Here is a 20485-nt window from a genome sequence, read left to right as displayed (position 1 = left end):
CACCATCGCCGGCATGCTCGGCGCCAGTTCCCCAAGGTCGAAACCATGTTGCGCGAGCCCGCGCCGACATCACCGCCTTCACCGACTTCCCGGTGGCCCACTGGAAAAAGATCTGGTCAACCAACCCACTATCCGTTAACCGGCTCTCCGGGGACACGGTTCGGGCTGCAGCGTGAGGTTCACGCACAAGCGCTGAGCACGGATGGATGCTGTCTGCATCTCGGTGGGGGAAGGCGGAGCGGCGATGCGGGTACTCAAGAGCGACAGCGGATATGTCCTGGAGGGCGACTGGGACGGGCAGGACGCGGTGAACGCGTTTCTCAACCATTTGGCGGGACGGGGGTTCAGCGCGGCCACGGTGCGGGCCTACGCATTCGACGTCGCCAATTTGAGCCGGTTCCTCGTCCAGCAAGCGGTCGGGCTCGCCGCGGTCGATGCGCCGTTGGTGTTCGACTGGATCGACTGGCAAGGCGTCCGCCGAACGGACCAGCCCACCGGCGGTCACCGCTCGTCGACCCCGCCGGCAGCTTCGACGGTGAGCCGCCGGGTCGCGGCAGTGCGCGCGTTATTCGAGTATCTGGTGATGACCGGTGTCTGCACCGACAATCCGGTGCCGTCGCCGCGGCGGGACAGGGGCTGCGCCAGTCGCAGCGGGGGTTGCTCGGTCATCTGGGTCCCGGCGTGCACGCAGTGGCGGTAGGTTGGTGCGTCAGCCGCAGCGTCTTCCGGAATCGTTGTCCACCAACGATGTCGACGCGTTCCTGGCGACACTGGCAACGCACCGGGACCGGGCGATGGTGCTGGTGATGCTACTCGGAGGGCTGCGTTCGGCCGAGGCGCGTGGCCTGCTGCTCGCCGACGTCGATATGGGCCGGCGCCGGCTTCGGGTGATCGGCAAGGGCGGCAAGGAACGTCATGTCCCGGTCGATGCGGCGTTCTTCACCGAGCTCGCCGCCTACCTGCGATGGGAGCGGCCGCCGGGTTGGCGACGCCGCAGTGCTTCGTAGTGCTGCGCGGCCCGACGACCGGTGCACCGGTCAGCGAGGCCGGGCTGCGCAGCCTGTTCCGTCGGCACCGGGAGACCTCTGGCGCCACAAGAGTCCGCCCGCACCGTTTACGGCATACCTACGGCACCGAATTGTCGGCGGCCGGAATCGATCTGCTGGCGTTGCGGGCGTTGATGGGGCATGTCTCGCCGGAGACCACGGCCCGCTACGTGCATTTGTCGATCGAGCAGCTCGCCGCCGAATACGGTGCTGCTCGTGCGACGTTGGCCGGAGCCCGGCAGTGACCACGGTGTTGGTCGGCCAACCCGTAGGCGCCGACGAGGTGGTGGCGGATTATCTCGACCACGTCGCCACCCTGGGTTTGAGCGGGCGGGCGGTACGCGACCGGATTCGGATCGCTCGCGACTTCACCGCACGCCACCGCGACCTGCACGCCTGGATGACGCTGCCGGCAGCCGAGCGGATCGCCGAGATACGGGACACCGGGGCGTGGCCGCTGATCTGTCACACGATCGGCACCGGCCGGTTACGGCTGGACGTCGAGCTGGCCGCGGTCAAACAGTTGACCGGGCTGGGCCGCGCAGTGGAGGACCGGGATCCGAGCGGATTCGCCGCGTTGCGGAATGCGGGAATTCGGTTGGGCTGGAGGAGTTCCTGGGTCGAGACGGTCCTCGGCGAATGTCTGGCGGTAGTGCTGGCACACCACGGCGGAATGGTCGCCGACCTGACCGGCGACGCGCTCGACGACTTCGACGCCGCGCTGTCACGTACCGTGGTGCCGCCATCGTCGCGGCGGGCATACAGGGGGCGGCTGGCCAGCCTGCGGCAGCTGTTGTTCGAGACCGCGGTCATCGACACCGCGCCGAAACGCCGGCGGTGGGCCCGTAGCCTCGAGCAGCGCTTCACCGAGGTGGAGATGCCCGACCCGATCCGTCAGACGTTGCTGCGCTACATCGGCGTGCGCGCGGCGGTGCTGCGGCCCAAATCGGTCGAGTCGCTGATCAACGACCTGCTGCCCTTCGCCGAATACCTCACCGCTCACCATCCCGACGTCATCAGCCTGCGTGAACTCGACCGGAGCTGCATCGAGGGCTACCTGAAATGGAATCGCACCCGGGGCTGGCGTGGTCAGCGCGCCGCCGCGGGCGCCGGGCGCACCGTCTCGGCCGCGGTGGCCCAGTCGGCAGTGCTCAGTCTGCGCAACCTGCTCGACGACATCACCGCCTGGGGCTGGGCGCAGGCCCCACCACGGCGGTTGGTATTCGCCGCCGACGTCCCCAAACTCGACCAGCCGTTGCCACGCGCGCTAGCACCCGATGTGGACGCGGCAGTGATGAACGCCGTTGCCCACCTGCAGGATCCGTTCGCCCGCATCGGCCTGACCGTGCTGCGTGGTGCCGGCCTGCGGGCGGGGGAACTGCTCGACCTCGAACTGGGCAGCATCATCGACTACGGACCGGCCGGAACCTGGCTGAAGGTGCCACTGGGCAAGCTCGCCACCGAACGCATGGTCCCGCTCTCCGCCGCGACCCTCGCCGCGCTCGACGAGTGGGTCGCCCTCCGCGGCACGCACCGGCCGCTGCCGCACCCACGCACCGGCGTGCTCACCGACTTTCTGTTCACCCGGCACGGACGCCGCCTGGGCTACACCCGGCTGCGCAACGGGCTGCTCACCGCCGCTGAATCCGCCGGGTTGCACCGTCCCGACGGCGGCGTCCTGATGGTCACTCCACATCAGTTGCGCCACACCTGGGCCACCGAACTCGCCAACGCCGGGATGAGTCTGCAGGCCTTGATGTCCTTACTCGGGCACGTCACTCCACAAATGACGATCCGCTACGCCACCCTGGCCTCGCCCACCCTGCGCGCGGCCTACGACGAAGCGATGGGCAAGATGCGCCGCCAGTTCACCCTCACCCCGGTCGGCAAACCGATCCTGCCCGACAAGGTCGGCTGGCTGCACAGTGAAATGCTGAAAACCCGCGTTGCACACGGATACTGCGCTCGCCACGAATCCGCGGGCGCGTGCCCTTATGCCAACATCTGCGAAACCTGCGACAACTACGTCACCGCCCCCGAATTCCGCGACACGCTCACCGACCAACTCGCCGACGTCCAGGCCCTCAGAACCGACGCCGAGTGCCGCGGCTGGACCGACGAAGCCGCCCGCCACGACCGCGTCGCCCACGCCCTTACCGACCACCTCCAGCGCCTCGATCGATGAACATCCCACCCCGACGGGTTGACCCGCCCCCGAGGGCCGGATAAAAGAACGACTCAACAAGGAAATCCGCCGGCGCACCGACGTCGTCGGAATCTTCCCCGACCGCAACGCCCTAATCCGCCTCGTCGGCGCGGTGCTGGCCGAACAACACGACGAATGGGCCGAATCCCGCCGCTACCTCGGCCTCGACGTCCTCAGCAAATCCCGCGCCGACCACACGCCATCAACAGAACAGGAGGACACCCCGGCGGCACTGACCGCCTAAACCACCAAGTCGAAGAATCACACGACGACGTCGTACACCACGTCCCTGGACTTGACCGCAATCTGCATCGTCCCTCCGCAGGTTCTTGCCTCCTGGACGACTGCAGATAATCACGTCCACCACGCAGAACCTGGGATCTGAACGCCTCGTGTCGGACATCAAGGACACCGCCCGGAGGACTCCAGATAACAATTGCGTTGGTGCTACACAGAACCCGCCGAATCTCGGTGTCGTAATCCAGGAACGGGATGAACTCATTCCAACACGACTGCCACAGTCGGATCAGGGCCGGATATCGGCTGCCCCAGCGGTCGGCGAGCGCCTCGAGCGCCGCTTCTGCGGCCGCCGCTGTCGGGGCGGTGTAGATCGGTTTGAGATCGCGGCGCAGGGCGTCCCAGTGCTGGCGCGGTACGTAGCGGAAGCTGTTGCGGATCAGATGCACGGTGCAGGCCTGCACGATGGTGGCCGGCCACACCTCACCGACAACGTCGGGCAGCCCCTTAAGTCCGTCGCAGATCAAGAAGAACGTGTCGGTGACGCCTCTGTTGCGCAGGTCGGTCAATACGGCGAACCAGAACTTGGCTGATTCCCCGGCGCCGTCGCCGGCCCACAGTCCGAGCACGTCCTTGTGCCCGGCCAGATCGACCCCGATCGCGGCGTAGAACGGTCGGTTGGCGACCTGACCGTCGCGCACTTTCACGCTCAGCGCGTCGATGAAGATTGCGGCGTAGACGGAGCGGCCGCGCGGTCCACTCCGCCATGTCGGCCAGGACCTTGTCGGTGATCCTGCTGATGGTGTCCGGGGAGATCTTGGCGTCGTAGAGCTCGTCGAAGTGGGCGGCGATCTCCCCGGTGGTCAATCCCTTGGCATACAACGACAACACGATCTCATCGACCCGGGTCAACCGGTGTTGATGCTTTCTTGACGATCTGGGGCTCGAAGCTGCCGCCGCGGTCGCGGGGCACGGCGATCTCGACCGGTCCGACCGTGTCGGTCAACACGGTTTTGGTGCGGGTGCCGTTGCGTGAATTCGGCGCCCCCCGCCCGGCCGGATCGTGCTTGTCATAGCCGAGGTGATCGGCGAGCTCCTCTTCCAGCGCGGTCTCGACCACCGTCTTGGTCAGCGCCTTAAGCACCCCGTCAGCGGTATCGGCGAACGACACCCCGCGGGCCTGGGCCGCCCGCACCAGCTCGCGGGCCGTCGCCAGCTCCTCCGGTGTCGGAGAGCTGACCATCACTTCATCATCGTGGACATCGGCTGTTGCTGTCACAGCCCTCATCGTTTCGGTCATCGTGGACCTTCCCCGCCAGGCTCACACCCGGCGTGTCGGGCCACTTACACCGAATTTCGGATACTCCCTCGCGGTGGTGTAGCGCCGCGCGGTGTTGTGGGAGATGCCGAAAACGAGAGAGACAGATGCAGCAGGTCGGGGCCTGCGGTCAGCGCTTCGTGAAGGATTCGGTCGGCACGGATGCGTTCGATCGTGAACCCATTGTCGCTCAACGATTGTTTCACCGATGTTTGACTCACCGGCGTTGTGCGCAATGCAGTTTTCGTCGTGAGTAGAACGTGCCGGTTCGGAGTGTGGGGCCATCTGTCCCGGCGGTGGTCGAGCCATGTGATCAGCGCTCTGTGGGTGAGCTCGCCGAGCCGTTGGTTGTCCAGCAAGGGTGATCCGCCGGTTCGGCAGGTCAATGTCGTCGAGCACCAGTTTGCGTATAACGCTTGTGCGGCAGGCATGTTCGACGCTCAATGCCACAACTAGGCGTGCACGCGGTTCGCTCGCGAGCTGTTCGATCGAGCGCACCTCATCATCGGTGATGGGCACGAGGTCTTGGTCTACTGGTTGGCTCTTCAAACCCGCTGTTGGGTTGCTGAAGACCAGACCATTCTTCTTGGCGTGCCGGAACAGCGACCGCAGCGCCTTGATCAGATTGTGGCACTGGTTTCCCTGAAACGGCCGCAGCGTCGCGTCGACGTCGGCCCTGGTGACCTCCCTGAGATGGTCGTAGGAGGTGGACCAGTGCGCGAGAAGGGGCCTGACCGCGCCGAAGTAGCTGTAGAGGGTCCTGGGCGATCGTGGGCGAGCACGTGCGCCGCCGACCAACAGGGTAAGGAGCCAGTGGTGCGACGGCTCGGCGAACCCTGGCGGAAGTTCCGCGGTGACGCGGTCGATCCAGGCACGGATCGGAGGTTCGGTGTCGTCTGTCAGCAGGTCGAAGTGGGAGAGGATTTCGACAAGCCTGCGACGGGACGCGAGCCGATGCGGCCGTGTTCGAACCTCTTTGAGCGGCACGCGATCACCGGGGGGCCGACCGGCCAGAAGGGTGACCAGGGCGTCGAGGCATCGGTTTGTGGTCTCACCGCACCAATCGTGGGCGGCAGCGCGTTCCCGGGCGTATACCGCAGCGGCCACGAGCACGGGGTCGTCGGATTCCAAGGCTGGATGCCGCCGGGGCGGGCGAGCAGGCAGTCCCGCCTTTCCGCGATAGTAGTGCGCTTTTTTTGAACAGCTTCTGCCGCAGTATTTTTGGTCGCGGCGACCGTTGGCTGGCAGTTCGGCTCCGCATTGCAGGCAATTCATCGCGGCGGCAGCGACCTTCCCGTCCGAGCGCGCGGGGTGACGGGACGTGCCTCACCGGCCGCAGCGGCGGCCTCCTCGCTACCCTTCGGCGTGGGTGCGGCCACGGTTTCGGGCTCGGGGATCAGCAGTTCGTCGATGGCGCAGTCGAGCACGGCGCAGAATACATCGAGATCGTGGAGCTTGATGGCGTTGGGGTTGCCCGACCACAAGCCCGACATCTTGCCGGCGCTGATCACCAGGCCGCGCTCGGCCAGCATCCGTTGGAGTTCGCTGGCCTTCCAAATGCCGCGGTTGGCCGCGGTCAGGCGTAGATTCCACTTCATTGAGCCAATCCTTAAGTTCGTAGGTGCAGTTACTTCGTGTTGTTACGTTGTGCTGTGACCCAGGCATCTTCGACGTGGGTGGCGTGGACGTGGATATATCGAGCCGTCGTGGCCGTCCAGGCGTGACCACATAATTCCTGGATGGCGAACAGGTTCATTCCGCCGAGGTAAAGCTGGGACGCGCAGAAGTGCCGCAGCACATGCGGGGTCAGCTTCCCCGACCACGCAGGCAGATGCCGGTCCGCCGCCTCCGCCAACGATCGGCGATAGACGTCAGCTGTCGCGCGCATGCACGTCCCGTCGATGTTCTTGCGTTCGGACGGAAACAGTGGCGCGGCATGGCTATTCGGGTCGATATCGAACAGTCCAAGCACGTCTTCGATGAACCATCTCAGGCTGCGGTCGGCGCCGTTGATCAGCGGCACCAGTCGCGGTTTGGGGCCTTTGCGGCGTGATCCCTTGCCGTGACGGACGTTCAGCTTGCCGAACCGCCCCAGCTCCCACCGCACATCGTCGAGGTCGAGCATCCGCGCCTCGTTGATGCGCAGTCCCACGTCGGCCGCCAGCCGGGCGACCGCGTAGTTGCGGGCGGCCGGGGCGAACTTGCGGCAGGTGACCAGGCTGGATTCAATCGGTCGTTGCAACACCGGCTTGCTGAAGTGAGTGTAGGTGTTCGTTGAACGCTTCGGCCGGGGTGCGCCATCCGAGGGTCTTGCGTGGTCGGGTGTTGAGGGTGTGAGCGATCGCCGCGATGTCGTCGGCGTTCCACCGGGATAGGTCGGTGCCCTTCGGAAAGCATTGGCGCAACAGGCCATTGGTGTTCTCATTCGTGCCACGCTGCCACGGACTCTTCGGGTCGGCGAAGTACACCTTGACCCCGGAGGCGATCGAGAACTGGGCATGCGCCGACAGTTCCTTTCCCCGGTCCCAGGTCAGCGACCGGCGCAGTTCCTCGGGCAGCGAGGTGATCGTCTGCGCTAGGGCGTTGGCCATCGTGAGGGCGCCGTAGCCGGCCAGAGCCGGCCCGTTCTTGGTCCGCGGAATCAGCCCGTATCCGGCCTCCCGCGGAAGATGGATCAACATCGTGAACCGACTGCTGCGCTCGACCAGCGTGCCGATCGCGCTGCGCTGCAACCCGATCAGCAGATCTCCCTCCCAGTGTCCCGGGACCGCGCGATCAGCGACCTCCGGCGGCCGAGCGCTGATCAACGTCTCCGGCGTGACGTGCGCCCACGCTTTCTGCCGAGACCGTGCCCGCGGCACCCGCAATGCCCGACCCCGGCGCAGGCAGGTGATTAAGTCCCGCTTGAGCGCACCGCGGCTTTGCACGTAGAGCGCTTGGTAGATGGCCTCGTGGCTGATCCGCATGGATTCATCATCAGGGAAGTCAAGCTTGATCCGATGGGCGATCTGCTCAGGACTCCATGCTGTCACCCAGGCCCGATCCCCTCGGTGCGGCTTGTTGCGTCCCTTCCACGGCGTCGCGGCCGGACCAGCCATGATCTGCCCGTAAGCGCCACGAACGACACCGGAGAGCTTGTCCTGGACGTACTGGCGCAGCCGGTCGTTGCCGACCAGCTTGGCCGTCTTCGGGCGCCTCGCCCGCCTTTCGGCATGCCACTGCGCGACCGAGGCCTTGTAGTCGAGCCGATACGTGCGCGTCGAGGCGTTACGGCGCAGCTCACGCGAGATGGTCGACGGCGCCCTGCGCAGCCTCCTGGCTATCTCGCGCACTCCGGCACCATGGGCACGCCATAAAGCGATGTCTTCGCGCTCATTCGAGGATAGGTAGCAGCCCGAAACAGTTTCTGGCAAGCGTGGATTCACGCCGCCAGCATGGCGGAACCAGCGGAACCCGACCGGCGAAGACACGCCCGCTTCGGTAGCGGCGTCCTCGGTCATCGCTCCGGCAGCGATCCCCGCCCAGAACCGGACCCTGTCCTGCCGCCAGGCCACCGACGGCCGCCCCGGGGAGGGCATCTGCCCCCGATACGCACGAACCTCCAACTGCCGCTTCCCATACGCCACCACACACCTCCGAGGAATCGAGGTGTTGCAACGACCGATTGAATCCAGCCAGTTCCTGGCGCCACCCGGCGAACAGCTGCTCCACCTCGTCGGCGGTCGGAGGGATACGCAGCTGCGGATCGACCGAGGCTCGCGGCCGGTTGATCTCGTCCAGCGGGCACTCGACGACCCGACCTGTCATGTTGTGCAGGTCGATCTTGTGCCGAAGCTCCAAGAACTGGAAGTACACGGTCAGTGCCGCCGCCCGCCCGGTGCGAGTCGAGGGGTTGGCGTCGCGCAGCACCTTGCCGAAATAGACGTCGACATCGGCGGGCCGCATCTCCCACAGCGGCCGGCCGAACCAGTCGTGGATCAGCTCGAGGTGGTTGATGTCGTTGCGGATCGTGCTGTCGACCAATCCGGCCGACGCCCGTGCCAGCACGAACCCGGCCAACACATCGGTCTCGAAGTCGGCAAGCTCCTCCTCGCTCGCCGGTACTCGATGTTCCCGCAGATCGCGGACCACAGCCAGAGCCAACCCACGCCTCCTCGACTTCACCTAAAGTGAAGAAACATCATCTGATCAACTATTCAGTCAGCAAGAATGATGCCGGTTCATCAGAGAGTTTTGATGGAGGGACACGCCAACAACGGCTGTTCCAGGCGTTGAAAGGGCTAACGGGCGATACCCGTGGGCTCAGGAACTCGTCGACTGTTGGCTAACGTGACTAAGCCTCTCTCTCTCCGACTCCGACTCGGAGTGACGAAGACGAAACTGCGTTCACGCTCGTTGCGCATCTTGCAACGCAGTGCCTGGCCCACCGATGCCACCACCCGCCGCTCGCTCAGCCGCGATTTTCCGTGTTCGTTCACATGGTCGACGACGACGCGGACACTGTCCTGCACGTTGATTCTCTCCTGGAGTTGTGGGATCCAATCAGCAACTCTGACGGCCGGACATCACCTCGGAGGCATCCGTACTGCGCCATCGAGACGGATCGTCTCGCCGTTGAGCATCGGATTCTCAACGATGGCTACGACCAGGTGTGCGTACTCGGCAGGATCACCGAGTCGGTTTGGGTGCAACGTCAGCGCCTTGAGAGCGGTTAGCGCAGCCTCTGGAAGTGAGTTGAGAAGCGGGGTTTCGAACAGCCCCGGAGCGATCGTGTTGACCCGGATCAAGTACGACGACAGATCACGCGCGATCGGCAGCGTCGCCGCCATCACACCTCCCTTGGAAGCGGAGTAGGCCGCCTGCCCGATCTGGCCGTCGAAGGCCGCGCCGGAGGAAGTGTTGACGATCACGCCACGCTCGCCGCCGACGGGGTCGTTCTGCGACATTGCGTATGCGCCCAGGCGCACGACGTTGAAGGTCCCGATCAGGTTGATCTTGATTACTTTCTCGAACGCGTCGAGCGGGAAAGGGCCCTTCTTGCTGACGGTCTTGGTGCCATCGCTGACGCCGGCGCAGTTGACGATGATACGCAATGTCTTGTCCGCGTTGGCGATCTCGATGGCCCTGGTCACTGCATCCTCGTCGGTGACGTCGGCGGGCGCGAACCGGACGGTGTCGCCGAGGAGGCTTAGCGCGTCCGTGTTTGCATTGGGCAGGTCGACGGCGACCACCCGCGCTCCGGACCGCGCCAGCGTCTCCACCGTCGCCAAACCGAGCCCGGACGCGCCACCGGTGACGACCGCGCTGCTAGCTGCGATGTCCATTCGGCTGCTCCTTTTGTGTGTCTGTCTACAGGCTTCGCGCGATCAGCACCTTCATGATCTCGTTGGTGCCGCCGTAGATCTTCTGCACCCGAGCCGCCGCATACATCTGCGCGATCGGGTATTCCATCATGTAGCCGTATCCACCGAAAAGCTGCAGGCACTTGTCAGTGACCTCTACTTGTTTGTCAGATCCCCACATCTTGGCTATCGATGCGGTTGCGGCATCGAGTTTTCCGTCGAGGTACCGGCCGGTGCAGTAGTCGATCAGCGCCTTGCCGGCCAGCACCTCCGCCTTGCATTCGGCCAGCACGAACTTGGTGTTCTGGAAGGCGAGGAGGGGCTTGCCGAACGCGGTGCGCTCCTTGACATAACGGATCGTCTCTACTACCGCCGCCTCCGCCATCGCGATCGCCTCGACCCCGATGGTCAACCGCTCGCGCGGAAGTTGCTCCATCAACTGGGCGAAGCCCTTGCCCTCAACGCCGCCGAGCAGGTTTGCGGCCGGCACCCGCATGTCGGTGAACGCAAGCTCCCGGGTGTCCTGGCCGTGCTGGCCGACCTTCTCCAGAACCCGGCCGCGCTGGAAACCCGCCAGCCCTTCGGTTTCGGCCACCATCAGCGACAGTCCGGACTCAGTTTTGGCCACGATCACCACCAGGTCGCAGTGGGAACCGTTGGAGATGAAGGTCTTCGAGCCGTTGATGACGTACTCGTCGCCGTCGCGAACCGCGGTGGTGCGAATCGACTGCAGGTCTGACCCGGTGCCCGGTTCGGTCATCGCGACGGCGATCACCATCTCCCCGCTGACCATCTTCGGGATCCAGCGCTTCTTCTGCTCCTCGGAGGCATACTCGGCGATGTAGTGGGAAGCCAGCGTCGAATGCACGGAGAAACCGAACGCGGTGTCGTGCGCGTAGGCGCGCTCCTGCATCACCACCGCCTCGTGACCGAAACTGCCGCCACCACCGCCGTATTGCTCGGGCAGGTCGAGGCCCAAAAGCCCGGCAGCGCCGGCTTTGTTCCAAAATTCTCGGTCCACCTTCTGCTGTTTCGCCCACCTGGCTTGGTTGGGAGTCGCTTCCTTGCGGAAGAACTCGGCGGCGTGCTTGCGCAGGAGTTTTTGATCCTCGGTCTCCCACGGAACGACGTAGTCCGGGAATAAGAGTCCGGGCATGCTTTACCTACTTTCCGGTGAACTGGGGCGCGCGCTTGGCGAGGAATGCCGCCTGGCCCTCGTGACTGTCGGCGGAATGCACCGCCACGTAGAAATTCCGTTTCTCGTGTTCGAGTCCCTGCGTCAGTGATGTCTGAAACGCGTGCACAGCGGCATCCTTGGCCAGCGCCACCGCTAGCGGGGAGTTCGTCGCGATCCGTTGCGCCATCGCCAGCGCCCGTGGCACGGCCTCGCCGTCGGCGACGACTTCGGCTACCAACCCTGCATCGCACGCCTCCTGGGCCTTGATGGAATCGCCCGTCAAAAGCATTGCCATAGCCTTGGATTTGCCGATCGCCCGAATGAGGCGTTGAGTTCCGCCAGCGCCAGGGATTGCGCCGATCTTCACCTCGGGAAGTCCGAATTGGCCCGACTCGCCGGCGATGACAATGTCGCAGGCCAACGCCAGCTCACAGCCGCCCCCGAGTGCGTATGTCTCGACCGCGGCGATGACCGGCTTCGGAAACGCAGCCAGTATCGACCAGAAGCTCTCATTGGACTCTCCGGTGACCAGTGGCCGGGCCCGGATCTCGTCGAACGCCGTGATGTCGGCGCCGGCGCAGAACATGCCGTGGGCGCCCGCGATGACCACGGCCAACACGGCCGTGTCGGACCGCAACGCCGCCAGCTCGGCCCCCATCGCGCCCAACAGCTCGTCGTTGAGGCTGTTCTTCGACTTCGGGCGATTGATCTCCAGCAGGGCCACCGCACCGTCGCGAGTCGATCGCAAAATTTGTTTGTTCACGTGACCGCATCCCGGTAAACGTCGGCGTGTTCGGCCCGCAGGATCTTCTTGTCCAATTTGCCGACACTGGTGCGCGGCAACGCCTCGACGAAGAGAACCGCGTCGGGCATCTGCCACTTGGCGAACTGCCCCTGCAGACAACCGACGATGTCATCGCGGGTCAGCACGCCACCTTCGACGGGCACGACGATGGCCAGCGGACGTTCCTGCCACTTCGGATGGCTGATCCCCACAACCGCGGCCTCCTTCACCAGCGGATGTCCGACGATGGCGTTCTCCATATCGATAGAGGAAATCCATTCACCGCCGCTCTTGACTACGTCCTTGAGGCGGTCGGTGAGCTTGAGATACCCGTTCGGGTAGATTGTGCCGACATCGCCGCTGCGCCAGTAACCGTCGAGGAAGCGGTCGGCGTTGTCGTCGTCGTCGAGCTGGTGGTATCGCTCGATGACCCAGGGCCCACGCATCAGTACCTCGCCGACACTCTTACCGTCGTGCGGCAGGTCATTGCCGTTGTCGTCGACGATCCGGATGTCGATACCGGAAGCGGGCAGCCCTTGAAAACGCTTGAAATCCCATTTCTCGTCGTCGGTGATCGTGCCCTGCAGGGACGGTTTGATGCCCATGTTCATCGTGATCAGCGGCGTCGTCTCGGTCGCACCGTAGCCCTGCACAAAATCGGCGCCGGTGAGCTCGTGGAAATCGCGCATCAGCGACTTCGCCGGCTCGGTCGCACCGGACAGCAGTCTCGTCCTGCTGAAATCTGGCTTCACAGCAAGGGTCTTGATGTAGTCCAGCATCGGCTGGAAAATCGCCGGTGCGCCGTTCGCGACGGTCACATTCTCCGCGATCATCACGTCGACGAGCATTTGCGTGTTCTCGGCCAGGTAGCGGCCGGGTAGGATCACCTTCGCCGCGGTCCACATCGCGGTGTGCGGAAGCCCCCACGACTGGCCGTGAAACATCGGGGTGATGAGCATCGCGGTGTCCTCGCGACGGAGATTGATCGCTGCTGCCATCGCCATCGCGTGTAGGTAGCTGCCACGATGCGAGTAGTAGACGCCCTTCGGCCGACCCGTCGTTCCCGATGTGTAACACGCGCTGTAAGCAGAGGTTTCGTCGATGACCCGCCAGTCGATCTCGGTGTCGGACTCGGCCATCAGGTCCTCGAGGTGAAAGACGTTTTCCAGCGTGGTGTCGATCTCGGTGAGCGGCTTATCCGACATTACGATCCAGCCCTTGACCTTCGGCACGTGTGGAGCCAACGCCTCGGCGACCGGAAGGAGTGTCTCGTCGACCAGGATCCATTGCGCCTCGGCGTGGTCAGTGACGTAGCTCAGGTCTTCGGTGGCCAGCCGCAGATTCATCTGCAGCATCACCGCGGCGATGCCGGGAATGGCCCAGCTGAGCTCAAAGTGCCGCTTGCTGTTCCAGTCGAGCACTCCGACTGTGTCGGCCGGGCCGATCCCTATTCCTCTGAGCGCGTTCGCCGCCCGCTTGACCCGAACGTACAAGTCTGCGTAGGTGTACCGCTGCCAGTCGCCCTCCGTGGTGCGGTAGACGACCTCTTGCTCGGGATAGGTGCGCGCCGCATGTCTGATCAGGTTGGTGGTGTTGAGCTGGTAGTGGTCGCCGTGCGTCGACGGCACGCCCTTCACGATTTCCCTGACCATGTCTGTGCCTTAGATTCGTTCGATGATGGTGGTGTTGGCGGTTCCGCCGGCCTCGCAGATGGTCTGCAGGCCGTAGCGCTGTCCGGTGCGCTCGAGTTCGCACAGCAGATCGGTGAGCATGCGGGCCCCGGTCGACCCGAGCGGATGCCCGATTGCGACCGAGCCTCCGTTGACGTTGAGCTTGTCATCGGGAATGCCGAACTCGCGTTGCACCATCAGCGGCACCCCGGCGAAGGCCTCGTTGACCTCGAACAAGTCGATGTCGCTGACACTCAGGTTGGCGCGCTCGAGCGCCCTGTGGGTGGCGTCCAGTACCGCGGTGAACTGCAGTACCGGGTCCGCCGCGGCGACCGTCATCGCCAGGAACCGCGCCCGCGAAACCAGCCCGCTGCGTTCTGCGTAGCCACGCTCGGCGATCAGCAACGCCGCTGCCCCGTCGCTGATCTGGGAAGAATTGGCCGCGGTTGTGCGGCCGTCGGCCGCGAAAACAGGCTCCAGCGACGCGATCTTCGCCGGATCCAACTGCTCACGGATTCCTTCGTCGGCACTGACGGGCGCCGCCGACGGATCCAGCGGATCGACGGTGATCGGCACCAACTGCGCGCGAAACTTTTTCGCCCGGGTCGCGGCGAATGCTCGCTCATGGCTTCGGATACTGAATTCGTCGAGTTCCTCGCGAGAAATACCGAACTTGGAGTTCAGCAACTCCGACGCCGCCCCTTGCGCCACCAAGTTGTCGTCGTAGCGGGCCAACTCCACGGGCGAGTACTGCGGACCGAGCGGCGCGCCCGGCATGAACGACGCAGGCATCGGCACCTGCGACATCGACTCCACACCGCACCCAATCGCCAGCTCGTAGATGCCCGCGGTGACGCCGAATGCAGCGAAGTTGACCGCCTGCTGACCGGACCCGCATTGGCGATCAATGGTGACCGCCGGCACCGATTCGGGTAGACCCGCAGCCAGCACCGCGTGCCGCCCGATATTTCCGGACTGGTGCTCATGCTGCATCGCACAGCCGACGATGACGTCATCGATGTCTTTGGCATCGATCGCACTGCGCTCCACCAGGTTTCGCAAGGTGTGACCGAGCAAGTCGGCCGGATGCCACCGGCTCAAAGCGCCACCTCGTTTACCCACCGGCGTGCGCACCGCCCCGACAATCACTGCTTCGCGCGCGTTCAATGTTCCACTCCTCCTTGTTCCGGTGTACGAATTCCAACGATGGGGATGTCAACCGTCTCGGCGACTTCTTCCCAGTGGCGCGTGCTTTGTCCGGCAAAGACTCGTGCGAGATCCTCGTGGGTATCTGCTGCGCCCAGGACCTCGAGGGTCCGCTTCTGGAAATGCGGTTCGATTGCGCCCAGGGCGATATAGCCGTCGGCACTGGCGTAGATCCCGTAGGTCGGAGTCGCGCCACCGAGCGGGTCGCCGGGCCCTGCGACGCCGTACCGCACGGCTGCGCCGGCGTCGGCTGCGGCGTCCGCCAGTACGATCCGGACGTGTTGGCCGGCACCGGAATTCGGCCTATCAAGCAGCGCCAACAGGGCCCCGGACACGGCACGTTCGGCACCCAGGAGGTCCACGACCGGAACCGCCGGCATCAACGGGGGCTGCAGGGTGCCGTGCGTGGCCTGATAGGTCAGGTCGTGGCCAGGACGCTCCTCGAGGTCACCGTCGTAGCCCACGATTTCGACGTGACAGAGCCCCGGATACCTGACATGCGCGTCGTCGAGCCCGAGCCTGCGTAGCGCCGAAGGGCGCATGGCGGTGAGCAACACATCGGCGGAAGTCAGCTCGACGTCCAGCTTGGCGCGGTCGCCGGCGTCCTTGAGGTCCAGAACCAAGACCGTCTGCTTGCTGGCGAGCTCTGCGTACCAGCCGGGCGCGACCGCGGCCAAGGGATCTCCGGTAGGGGGCTCCACCTTTGTTACCGACGCGCCGAAGCGCGCCAGCCGTGCCGCCGCGAGCGGGCCCGGGATGTTCACCGCAAGCGACACGATGCGAACGCCGTTCAGACTGCCCTGCACCATGTGGTCCTTCAATTGATACCGTACGACTGTACAGGAAGCTTCCTATCTGTACAAGAAGTGATGTTCACTGTACACTTGCCCGGAACGAAGGAGACGCATGGGACCGTTCGCCGATCCACGCGCAGGCGCAGACGACCTGACCGCGAAGGCGCGCATTCGCAACGCCGCGATGGACCTGTTCGCGGAGTTCGGGGAGGACCGCACGTCGATGCGAAATATCGCCTCGAGAGCCGGCGTCACGGTCGGGCTGGTTGTCCACCACTTCAAGACCAAGGACGGAATCCGCCGCGCCGTTGAACAACTCGTCGTCGACTACTTCGCGCAGACGATCGCGCAGGTCCCCGTTGATGGAACACCAAGACAAGTCGCCACGGCGCGTGACGTGGCTGTGAAGGAGATGCTCGAATCGAACCCAGCCGTCGTCAACTATCTGCGCCGCGCGCTACTGGACCCCGCAGGGTCTAAAGGCCAACTGCTCCAGCGATTGACAGAGCTGACCCGAACGGAGCTCATCAAAGCCCGCGACGCCGGTATCGCAAATGCGGAGCGAAGCGGATCCACCCAGATCATCGACATCATGGTCCGACAGCTGGGACAGCTCTTCCTGCAACCGATGATCGACACCATGTGGGATCAAGTCTCCCGCCCAGACGAGTCAGACGACGACAAACCGACACTGCACGTCGCCGTTCGCTCCAGTGGCCCAGCACCTTCAGCGCGTCATAGGAATACTTCGGCTTGCGCTGCCGGCGAGGTCGTTTGGCGACCTGCCGGCCCGCTCCCGGCGGCCGGGCCGCGGCCGTCAACCGGCGCCGAGCATTGTCACGCGACCAGCCGGTGACCTCCACCACCTGATCCAGAATCTGCCCCTTATTCGCCTTCGACGCCTTCACATACGCCTTGGCGAACTTCGCGGTGATCTCGGCACGAGACGACATCGACAGCCCACTCTCCATGCCTGGCGGGGATCACCGTTTCGCGGGCATTCTTACGTGATGCACCGAGGGCGTTTCGCGGGCACTTTTCGTGATGCTTGCCGGATGCTTGCCGACCTCGTGGATCCGCAGTAGCGTGGTTCCAACACCTAGTACTATTGGTACCTGGAACTACACGTCACACGTTCAAGGAAGGGGCTAGCATTCATGGCGAGTGACCACGCAAGGCAAGAGGCAAAGTCGGTGACCGCAGCGAGCGCTGGATCCCGTTATCCGAGGACCCGACGGATAAGCTTTCCGTTTGGCGGCGACGGCGGCACACACGGCAAGTACTTCGTCAACGACGACATCGTGTTCAGCCACTTCGTGGCGAACCTATCGGGTGCGTTCCCGTCAGGGGAGGAGTTGTTTATTCGGTCGGTGCGTCGATTCTCAGATGAGCCCCCTGTTTCCCTTCGGGTGACGCCTCGCAGGCGTGAAAATGGGGGTCGGGTTGCCTGCCGACGCCGACGTTAACTTGGGTTTTGTGAGCCTGTTGATGAGCCTGGTGCCGGGGCCCGACCTGGAAGGGTCACGCACTGTTGCTTCGAGCACGCCGGTCAGAATTTCGATTCCCTGAACCGAGGCCCCCGGGCGGCCCGCCTTGTTGAGAGCGTCGATGTTGATGGAGGGCAAGCGAGTTGAAGCAGCAGCAGCCGGAGGAGATTGCTGACACCGAGCATGAGTTGGTGATCGAGCGTGTGTGCGCGATCGATGTAGCCAAGGCCTCGGGCAAGGTGTGCGTGCGTGTGGGCAGCCGCGCGGGCAGGCGGGTCAGCAAAGTGTGGGACGTGGCCGCCACGTCCGGCGCAGTCGGTGAGTTGACCGACTACCTCGTTGACGAGCGGATTGAGAAGGTCACTGTGGAGTCCACGTCGGATTACTGGCGGATCTGGTACTACCTGCTGGAGGCGGCCGGGCTCGACGTGCAGCTGGTCAACGCCCGCGACGTGAAGAACGTGCCCGGTCGGCCCAAAACCGACAAACTCGACGCGGTCTGGCTAGCCAAGCTCACCGAGAAAGGTCTGCTGCGGCCAAGTTTCGTGCCGCCGGCGCCGATCCGCGAGTTACGCGACTACACCCGGTTACGGATCGATATGACTCGCGAACGTTCCCGGTACTGGCAACGGATCGAGAAGCTGCTCGAGGACGCGCTGATCAAGGTGTCGTCGGTGGCCTCGACTCTGGACACCCTGTCGGTGCGCGACATGCTCAAGGCGCTGATCGCTGGCGAGCGGGACCCGCGCCGGCTGGCCGGGCTGGCGCGCGGCAAGATGAGACCCAAGCAAGCCGCTCTGGTCGAGGCGCTGACCGGCAGATTCGACGATCACCACGCCGAACTTGCCCAGATGCTGCTCGATCAGATCGACGCGCTGGACGCCAAGATCGGCAGGCTCACCACCCGCATCGACCAACTGTTGGCTGCAATGGAGCCCGAACCTGTCAACGGTGGGGACGCCACCGGCGGAGCAAACCCCGCTTCGCGCAAAGCCGGCGAGTTGACCACGATCGACCGACTCGATGAGATTCCCGGCGTCGGCCCGGTGAACGCGCAGATCATTCTCGCCGAGATCGGGCTCGACATGAGCCGGTTCCCCACGGCCGGACACCTGGTGTCGTGGGCAAAACTGTGTCCACGCACCATCCAGTCCGGTCCGGTGCAACGTTCGGGCAAGGCGGGCAAAGGCAACCCATATCTGAAAGGTGCTCTCGGCGAAGCCGCGACAGCCGCTGCCAAGACCAACACCTTCCTCGGTGAACGCTATCGGCGCATCGTCAAACGCCGCGGCAAGCTCAAGGCCCTCGTCGCTGTTGCCCGATCCATCCTGGTCATCATCTGGAACCTGCTGCACGACCCCACGGCCCGTTTCCACGATCTCGGTGCCGACTACCACGCGACCCGCATCAACACCGAACGCCGGACCCGTAACCACGTCGCGCAGCTCGCAGCCCTGGGCTATCGCGTCACCCTCGAACCCGTCGCCTGACACCGGCCAACTCCCACAACACAACCCGACAACTGCGAGAAAGAACACCCGGCTGCGCCGGGTGGCTCCGCCGCGTCCGGTCACCTGGGTCTATTTTCCGGTCAGGTCACCGATCCCACGTTGAAGAAACGGGTGGCGGGCTTCATCGGCCAGGAATCGGTCCACGGACAGCAACACCGCCTGCTGAACGAGAAACTCATCGACATGGGTTACCCGATCGCTTGGTGGGATTCGAAGAAGTTTAACGACTGGGTCAAGCGACTGGAGGAGCGGCTGCCTGCGCGGCTACCCCTGGCGGTAACAGCAGCTGCAGAACACTTCACCGCCGTACTTGCTGAGCGCACGCTGGGCGAAGAGGAAATCCAGGCGATTCCGGGCGAGTTGCAGGTGTGGAACGTGCTGAACTGGCATGCCGTGGAGGAACTTGAGCACAAATCGGTCGCATTCGATGTCTTCCGCACGGTGGCGGGAGGTACGGAGCGGATGCGCAGGAGTGTGATGGCCGTGATGATTCCGACCCTGCTTCTCCTCATAGCCGTCACATTGGTTTACTCGCTGGCGCACGACCCGGATGGGCGTCGTCAGCCGCTACGGGTGATACGGGAGGCCTATCGGCTGTACCGTGGCCCCATCTTCCGGGGTTTGATCCCAGACCTTACGAAATATCTGCGACCGGGATTCCATCCTGACGACATCGACACGAACGCGTTGTTGGAGCACTGGCAAGAGGAACTCTTCGGCACCGACGGAGAACTCGTCGGCTACCTGAAGTGATTGCGAACATCCACAACAAAAGGGATTGCCATGGTAGCTAGTCAGGCAATGGCTGCGAAAAGCGGAACAGCAGCCGAAAAAGTAGCCGAGAGTACGTATCCTAAGGCTCGGCGGATTCGGTTTTGGTTCGGCGATCCCGAGCCGATGGACCACCATTTCGTTGAGGGCAATATCGTGTTCAGCCACCTTGTGGCGTTGCTGTCCGGCGTGTTTCCGCCAGGTGAGGAGTTGTTTATCCGGTCGGTTCGGCGCTTTGCCGATCAGATGACCGATCCGGTACTGATGAAGCGGGTGGCCGGATTCATTTGGCCAGGAGTCGGTGCACGGCCAGGAACACCGCCGGCTCAACGAGAAGCTCATCGAGATGGGCTACCCGATTGTCCGGCTGTTTATGTTCCCGCATGACAGCCGCCGGGAGCCGGTTGATCGTGCGAATTGAGAACCTGCTGCCAGCGCGGGTACCCCTGGCGGTCACGGCGGCGGCCGAGCACTACACCGCGACACTGGCTGAGCGCATGCTGGGCGAAGAGATACAAAAGATTCCTGGCGATCCCGAGGTGCGAAACCTGCTCAACTGGCACGCGGTGGAAGAGCTGGAACATAAGTCGGTGGCGTTCGACGTCTACCGGGCCGTCGATGGGCCGGAGTGGCTCCGGATCGGGGTGATGGCGGTGCTGTACATCCTGACGATCCCGGTGGTGTCGATCGGGGTGCTGTTGTCTATTTTGGCCGATCCGCGGGGATGGCGCCCGATCAAAGTGGCGCGTCAAACGCGTGCGGTGTTCCGGGACCCGTTGGTGCAGGGGCTGATGGCCGATCTGCGCATGTACCTAAAGCCGGGCTTCCATCCCGACGACATCGACACGACCGCGCTGGTGCAGCAGTGGCGGCAGGAGCTGTTCGGCGACGACGGTGCCCTTGTCGGTCATCTCAAGTAGCAGGAAGGCCATGAGT

Annotated in this window: 13 protein-coding genes and 9 pseudogenes; 9 read left to right on the top strand and 13 right to left on the bottom strand. The window is 64.2% G+C overall.

The features are described from left to right. The 4 genes and pseudogenes from NF20_RS27780 to NF20_RS26815 form a co-directional block, all read left to right on the top strand. Window positions 1-131 (top strand): annotated as a pseudogene (locus tag NF20_RS27780) (transposase); the annotation flags it as partial. Window positions 132-244: 113 nt separating this feature from the next. Continuing rightward, window positions 245-1291, top strand: a pseudogene (locus NF20_RS28805) (tyrosine-type recombinase/integrase). Continuing rightward, on the top strand, window positions 1288-3231 hold the full coding sequence (locus NF20_RS21040) for a tyrosine-type recombinase/integrase (RefSeq protein WP_007172497.1): 1944 nt from the start codon (window positions 1288-1290) through the stop codon (window positions 3229-3231). The pseudogene NF20_RS28805 and the gene NF20_RS21040 overlap by 4 nt, the downstream one beginning before the upstream one ends. 46 nt (window positions 3232-3277) lie before the next feature. Beyond that, window positions 3278-3496: pseudogene (locus tag NF20_RS26815) on the top strand (transposase); the annotation flags it as partial. Here NF20_RS26815 and NF20_RS28510 read toward each other — a convergent pair. The 13 genes and pseudogenes from NF20_RS28510 to NF20_RS20980 form a co-directional block, all read right to left on the bottom strand. Next, window positions 3426-4380: pseudogene (locus tag NF20_RS28510) on the bottom strand (IS256 family transposase). The pseudogenes NF20_RS26815 and NF20_RS28510 sit on opposite strands and share 71 nt — an antisense overlap. A gap of 4 nt (window positions 4381-4384) precedes the next feature. Continuing rightward, the gene (locus NF20_RS28505; protein WP_050485487.1) at window positions 4385-4732 is read right to left on the bottom strand and encodes a transposase; all 348 of its coding nucleotides are present in this window, start codon (window positions 4730-4732) and stop codon (window positions 4385-4387) included. Window positions 4733-4810: 78 nt separating this feature from the next. Continuing rightward, window positions 4811-5938 (bottom strand): integrase, encoded by a 1128-nt coding sequence (locus NF20_RS26805; protein ID WP_224112882.1) that lies wholly within the window; start codon window positions 5936-5938, stop codon window positions 4811-4813. 140 nt (window positions 5939-6078) lie between these two features. Continuing rightward, window positions 6079-6405, bottom strand: a complete 327-nt coding sequence (locus NF20_RS21025) for a helix-turn-helix domain-containing protein (RefSeq protein WP_007168431.1) — start codon at window positions 6403-6405, stop codon at window positions 6079-6081. Window positions 6406-6434: 29 nt separating this feature from the next. After that, window positions 6435-7025, bottom strand: a pseudogene (locus NF20_RS21020) (tyrosine-type recombinase/integrase); the annotation flags it as partial. 7 nt (window positions 7026-7032) lie between these two features. Beyond that, window positions 7033-8385 carry an IS30 family transposase gene (locus tag NF20_RS21015; RefSeq protein ID WP_046184758.1) on the bottom strand — a complete coding sequence of 451 codons (1353 nt, stop codon included), beginning with the start codon at window positions 8383-8385 and terminating at the stop codon, window positions 7033-7035. A 97-nt stretch (window positions 8386-8482) separates the two neighbouring features. Then, a pseudogene (locus NF20_RS28800) lies at window positions 8483-8950 on the bottom strand (site-specific integrase); the annotation flags it as partial. Window positions 8951-9372: 422 nt separating this feature from the next. Further along, the gene (locus NF20_RS21005) at window positions 9373-10131 is read right to left on the bottom strand and encodes an SDR family NAD(P)-dependent oxidoreductase (protein ID WP_007168427.1); all 759 of its coding nucleotides are present in this window, start codon (window positions 10129-10131) and stop codon (window positions 9373-9375) included. A 25-nt stretch (window positions 10132-10156) separates the two neighbouring features. After that, a complete protein-coding gene (locus NF20_RS21000) occupies window positions 10157-11305 on the bottom strand; it encodes an acyl-CoA dehydrogenase family protein (RefSeq protein ID WP_007168426.1) in 1149 nt (382 codons plus the stop codon). Between the two features lie 7 nt (window positions 11306-11312). After that, window positions 11313-12089, bottom strand: a complete 777-nt coding sequence (locus NF20_RS20995; RefSeq protein WP_007168425.1) for an enoyl-CoA hydratase/isomerase family protein — start codon at window positions 12087-12089, stop codon at window positions 11313-11315. Beyond that, a complete protein-coding gene (locus NF20_RS20990; protein ID WP_007168424.1) occupies window positions 12086-13762 on the bottom strand; it encodes a long-chain-fatty-acid--CoA ligase in 1677 nt (558 codons plus the stop codon). The genes NF20_RS20995 and NF20_RS20990 overlap by 4 nt, the downstream gene beginning before the upstream one ends. Before the next feature lie 9 nt (window positions 13763-13771). Further along, entirely contained in the window at window positions 13772-14947 is a 1176-nt protein-coding gene (locus NF20_RS20985) for a thiolase family protein (RefSeq protein WP_019732177.1), read from the bottom strand. Then, a complete protein-coding gene (locus NF20_RS20980; protein ID WP_007168421.1) occupies window positions 14944-15795 on the bottom strand; it encodes a CoA transferase in 852 nt (283 codons plus the stop codon). Before NF20_RS20980 ends, NF20_RS20985 begins: the two co-directional genes overlap by 4 nt. Window positions 15796-15892: 97 nt before the next feature. On the opposite strand from NF20_RS20980, the pseudogene NF20_RS20975 reads away from it, so the two are divergent. The 5 genes and pseudogenes from NF20_RS20975 to NF20_RS27775 form a co-directional block, all read left to right on the top strand. Further along, window positions 15893-16492: pseudogene (locus NF20_RS20975) on the top strand (TetR/AcrR family transcriptional regulator); the annotation flags it as partial. A gap of 445 nt (window positions 16493-16937) precedes the next feature. Next, a pseudogene (locus NF20_RS28795) lies at window positions 16938-17171 on the top strand (metal-dependent hydrolase); the annotation flags it as partial. Window positions 17172-17410: 239 nt separating this feature from the next. Beyond that, complete coding sequence (locus NF20_RS20970) at window positions 17411-18757, top strand: IS110 family transposase (protein WP_007168418.1); 1347 nt, start codon at window positions 17411-17413, stop codon at window positions 18755-18757. 84 nt (window positions 18758-18841) lie between these two features. Further along, entirely contained in the window at window positions 18842-19531 is a 690-nt protein-coding gene (locus NF20_RS20965; protein WP_080576326.1) for a metal-dependent hydrolase, read from the top strand. Window positions 19532-19579: 48 nt separating this feature from the next. Then, a pseudogene (locus NF20_RS27775) lies at window positions 19580-20469 on the top strand (metal-dependent hydrolase). The last annotated feature ends 16 nt before the right edge of the window (window positions 20470-20485 follow it).

This window comes from Mycobacterium sp. MAC_080597_8934 (assembly GCF_000523975.1).
In the GTDB taxonomy this organism is placed as follows: domain Bacteria; phylum Actinomycetota; class Actinomycetes; order Mycobacteriales; family Mycobacteriaceae; genus Mycobacterium; species Mycobacterium avium.
This window is presented reverse-complemented; position numbering and strand designations above follow the sequence as displayed.

What these genes read in the sequence shown, in the direction of transcription:
- NF20_RS21000 (WP_007168426.1), bottom strand. Translation starts at nt 11,305, where the DNA reads ATGCCCGGACTCTTATTCCCGGACTACGTCGTTCCGTGGGAGACCGAG.
- NF20_RS20990 (WP_007168424.1), bottom strand. Translation starts at nt 13,762, where the DNA reads ATGGTCAGGGAAATCGTGAAGGGCGTGCCGTCGACGCACGGCGACCAC.
- NF20_RS21015 (WP_046184758.1), bottom strand. Translation starts at nt 8,385, where the DNA reads ATGCCCTCCCCGGGGCGGCCGTCGGTGGCCTGGCGGCAGGACAGGGTC.
- NF20_RS28505 (WP_050485487.1), bottom strand. Translation starts at nt 4,732, where the DNA reads ATGGTCAGCTCTCCGACACCGGAGGAGCTGGCGACGGCCCGCGAGCTG.
- NF20_RS21025 (WP_007168431.1), bottom strand. Translation starts at nt 6,405, where the DNA reads ATGAAGTGGAATCTACGCCTGACCGCGGCCAACCGCGGCATTTGGAAG.
- NF20_RS20980 (WP_007168421.1), bottom strand. Translation starts at nt 15,795, where the DNA reads ATGGTGCAGGGCAGTCTGAACGGCGTTCGCATCGTGTCGCTTGCGGTG.
- NF20_RS21005 (WP_007168427.1), bottom strand. Translation starts at nt 10,131, where the DNA reads ATGGACATCGCAGCTAGCAGCGCGGTCGTCACCGGTGGCGCGTCCGGG.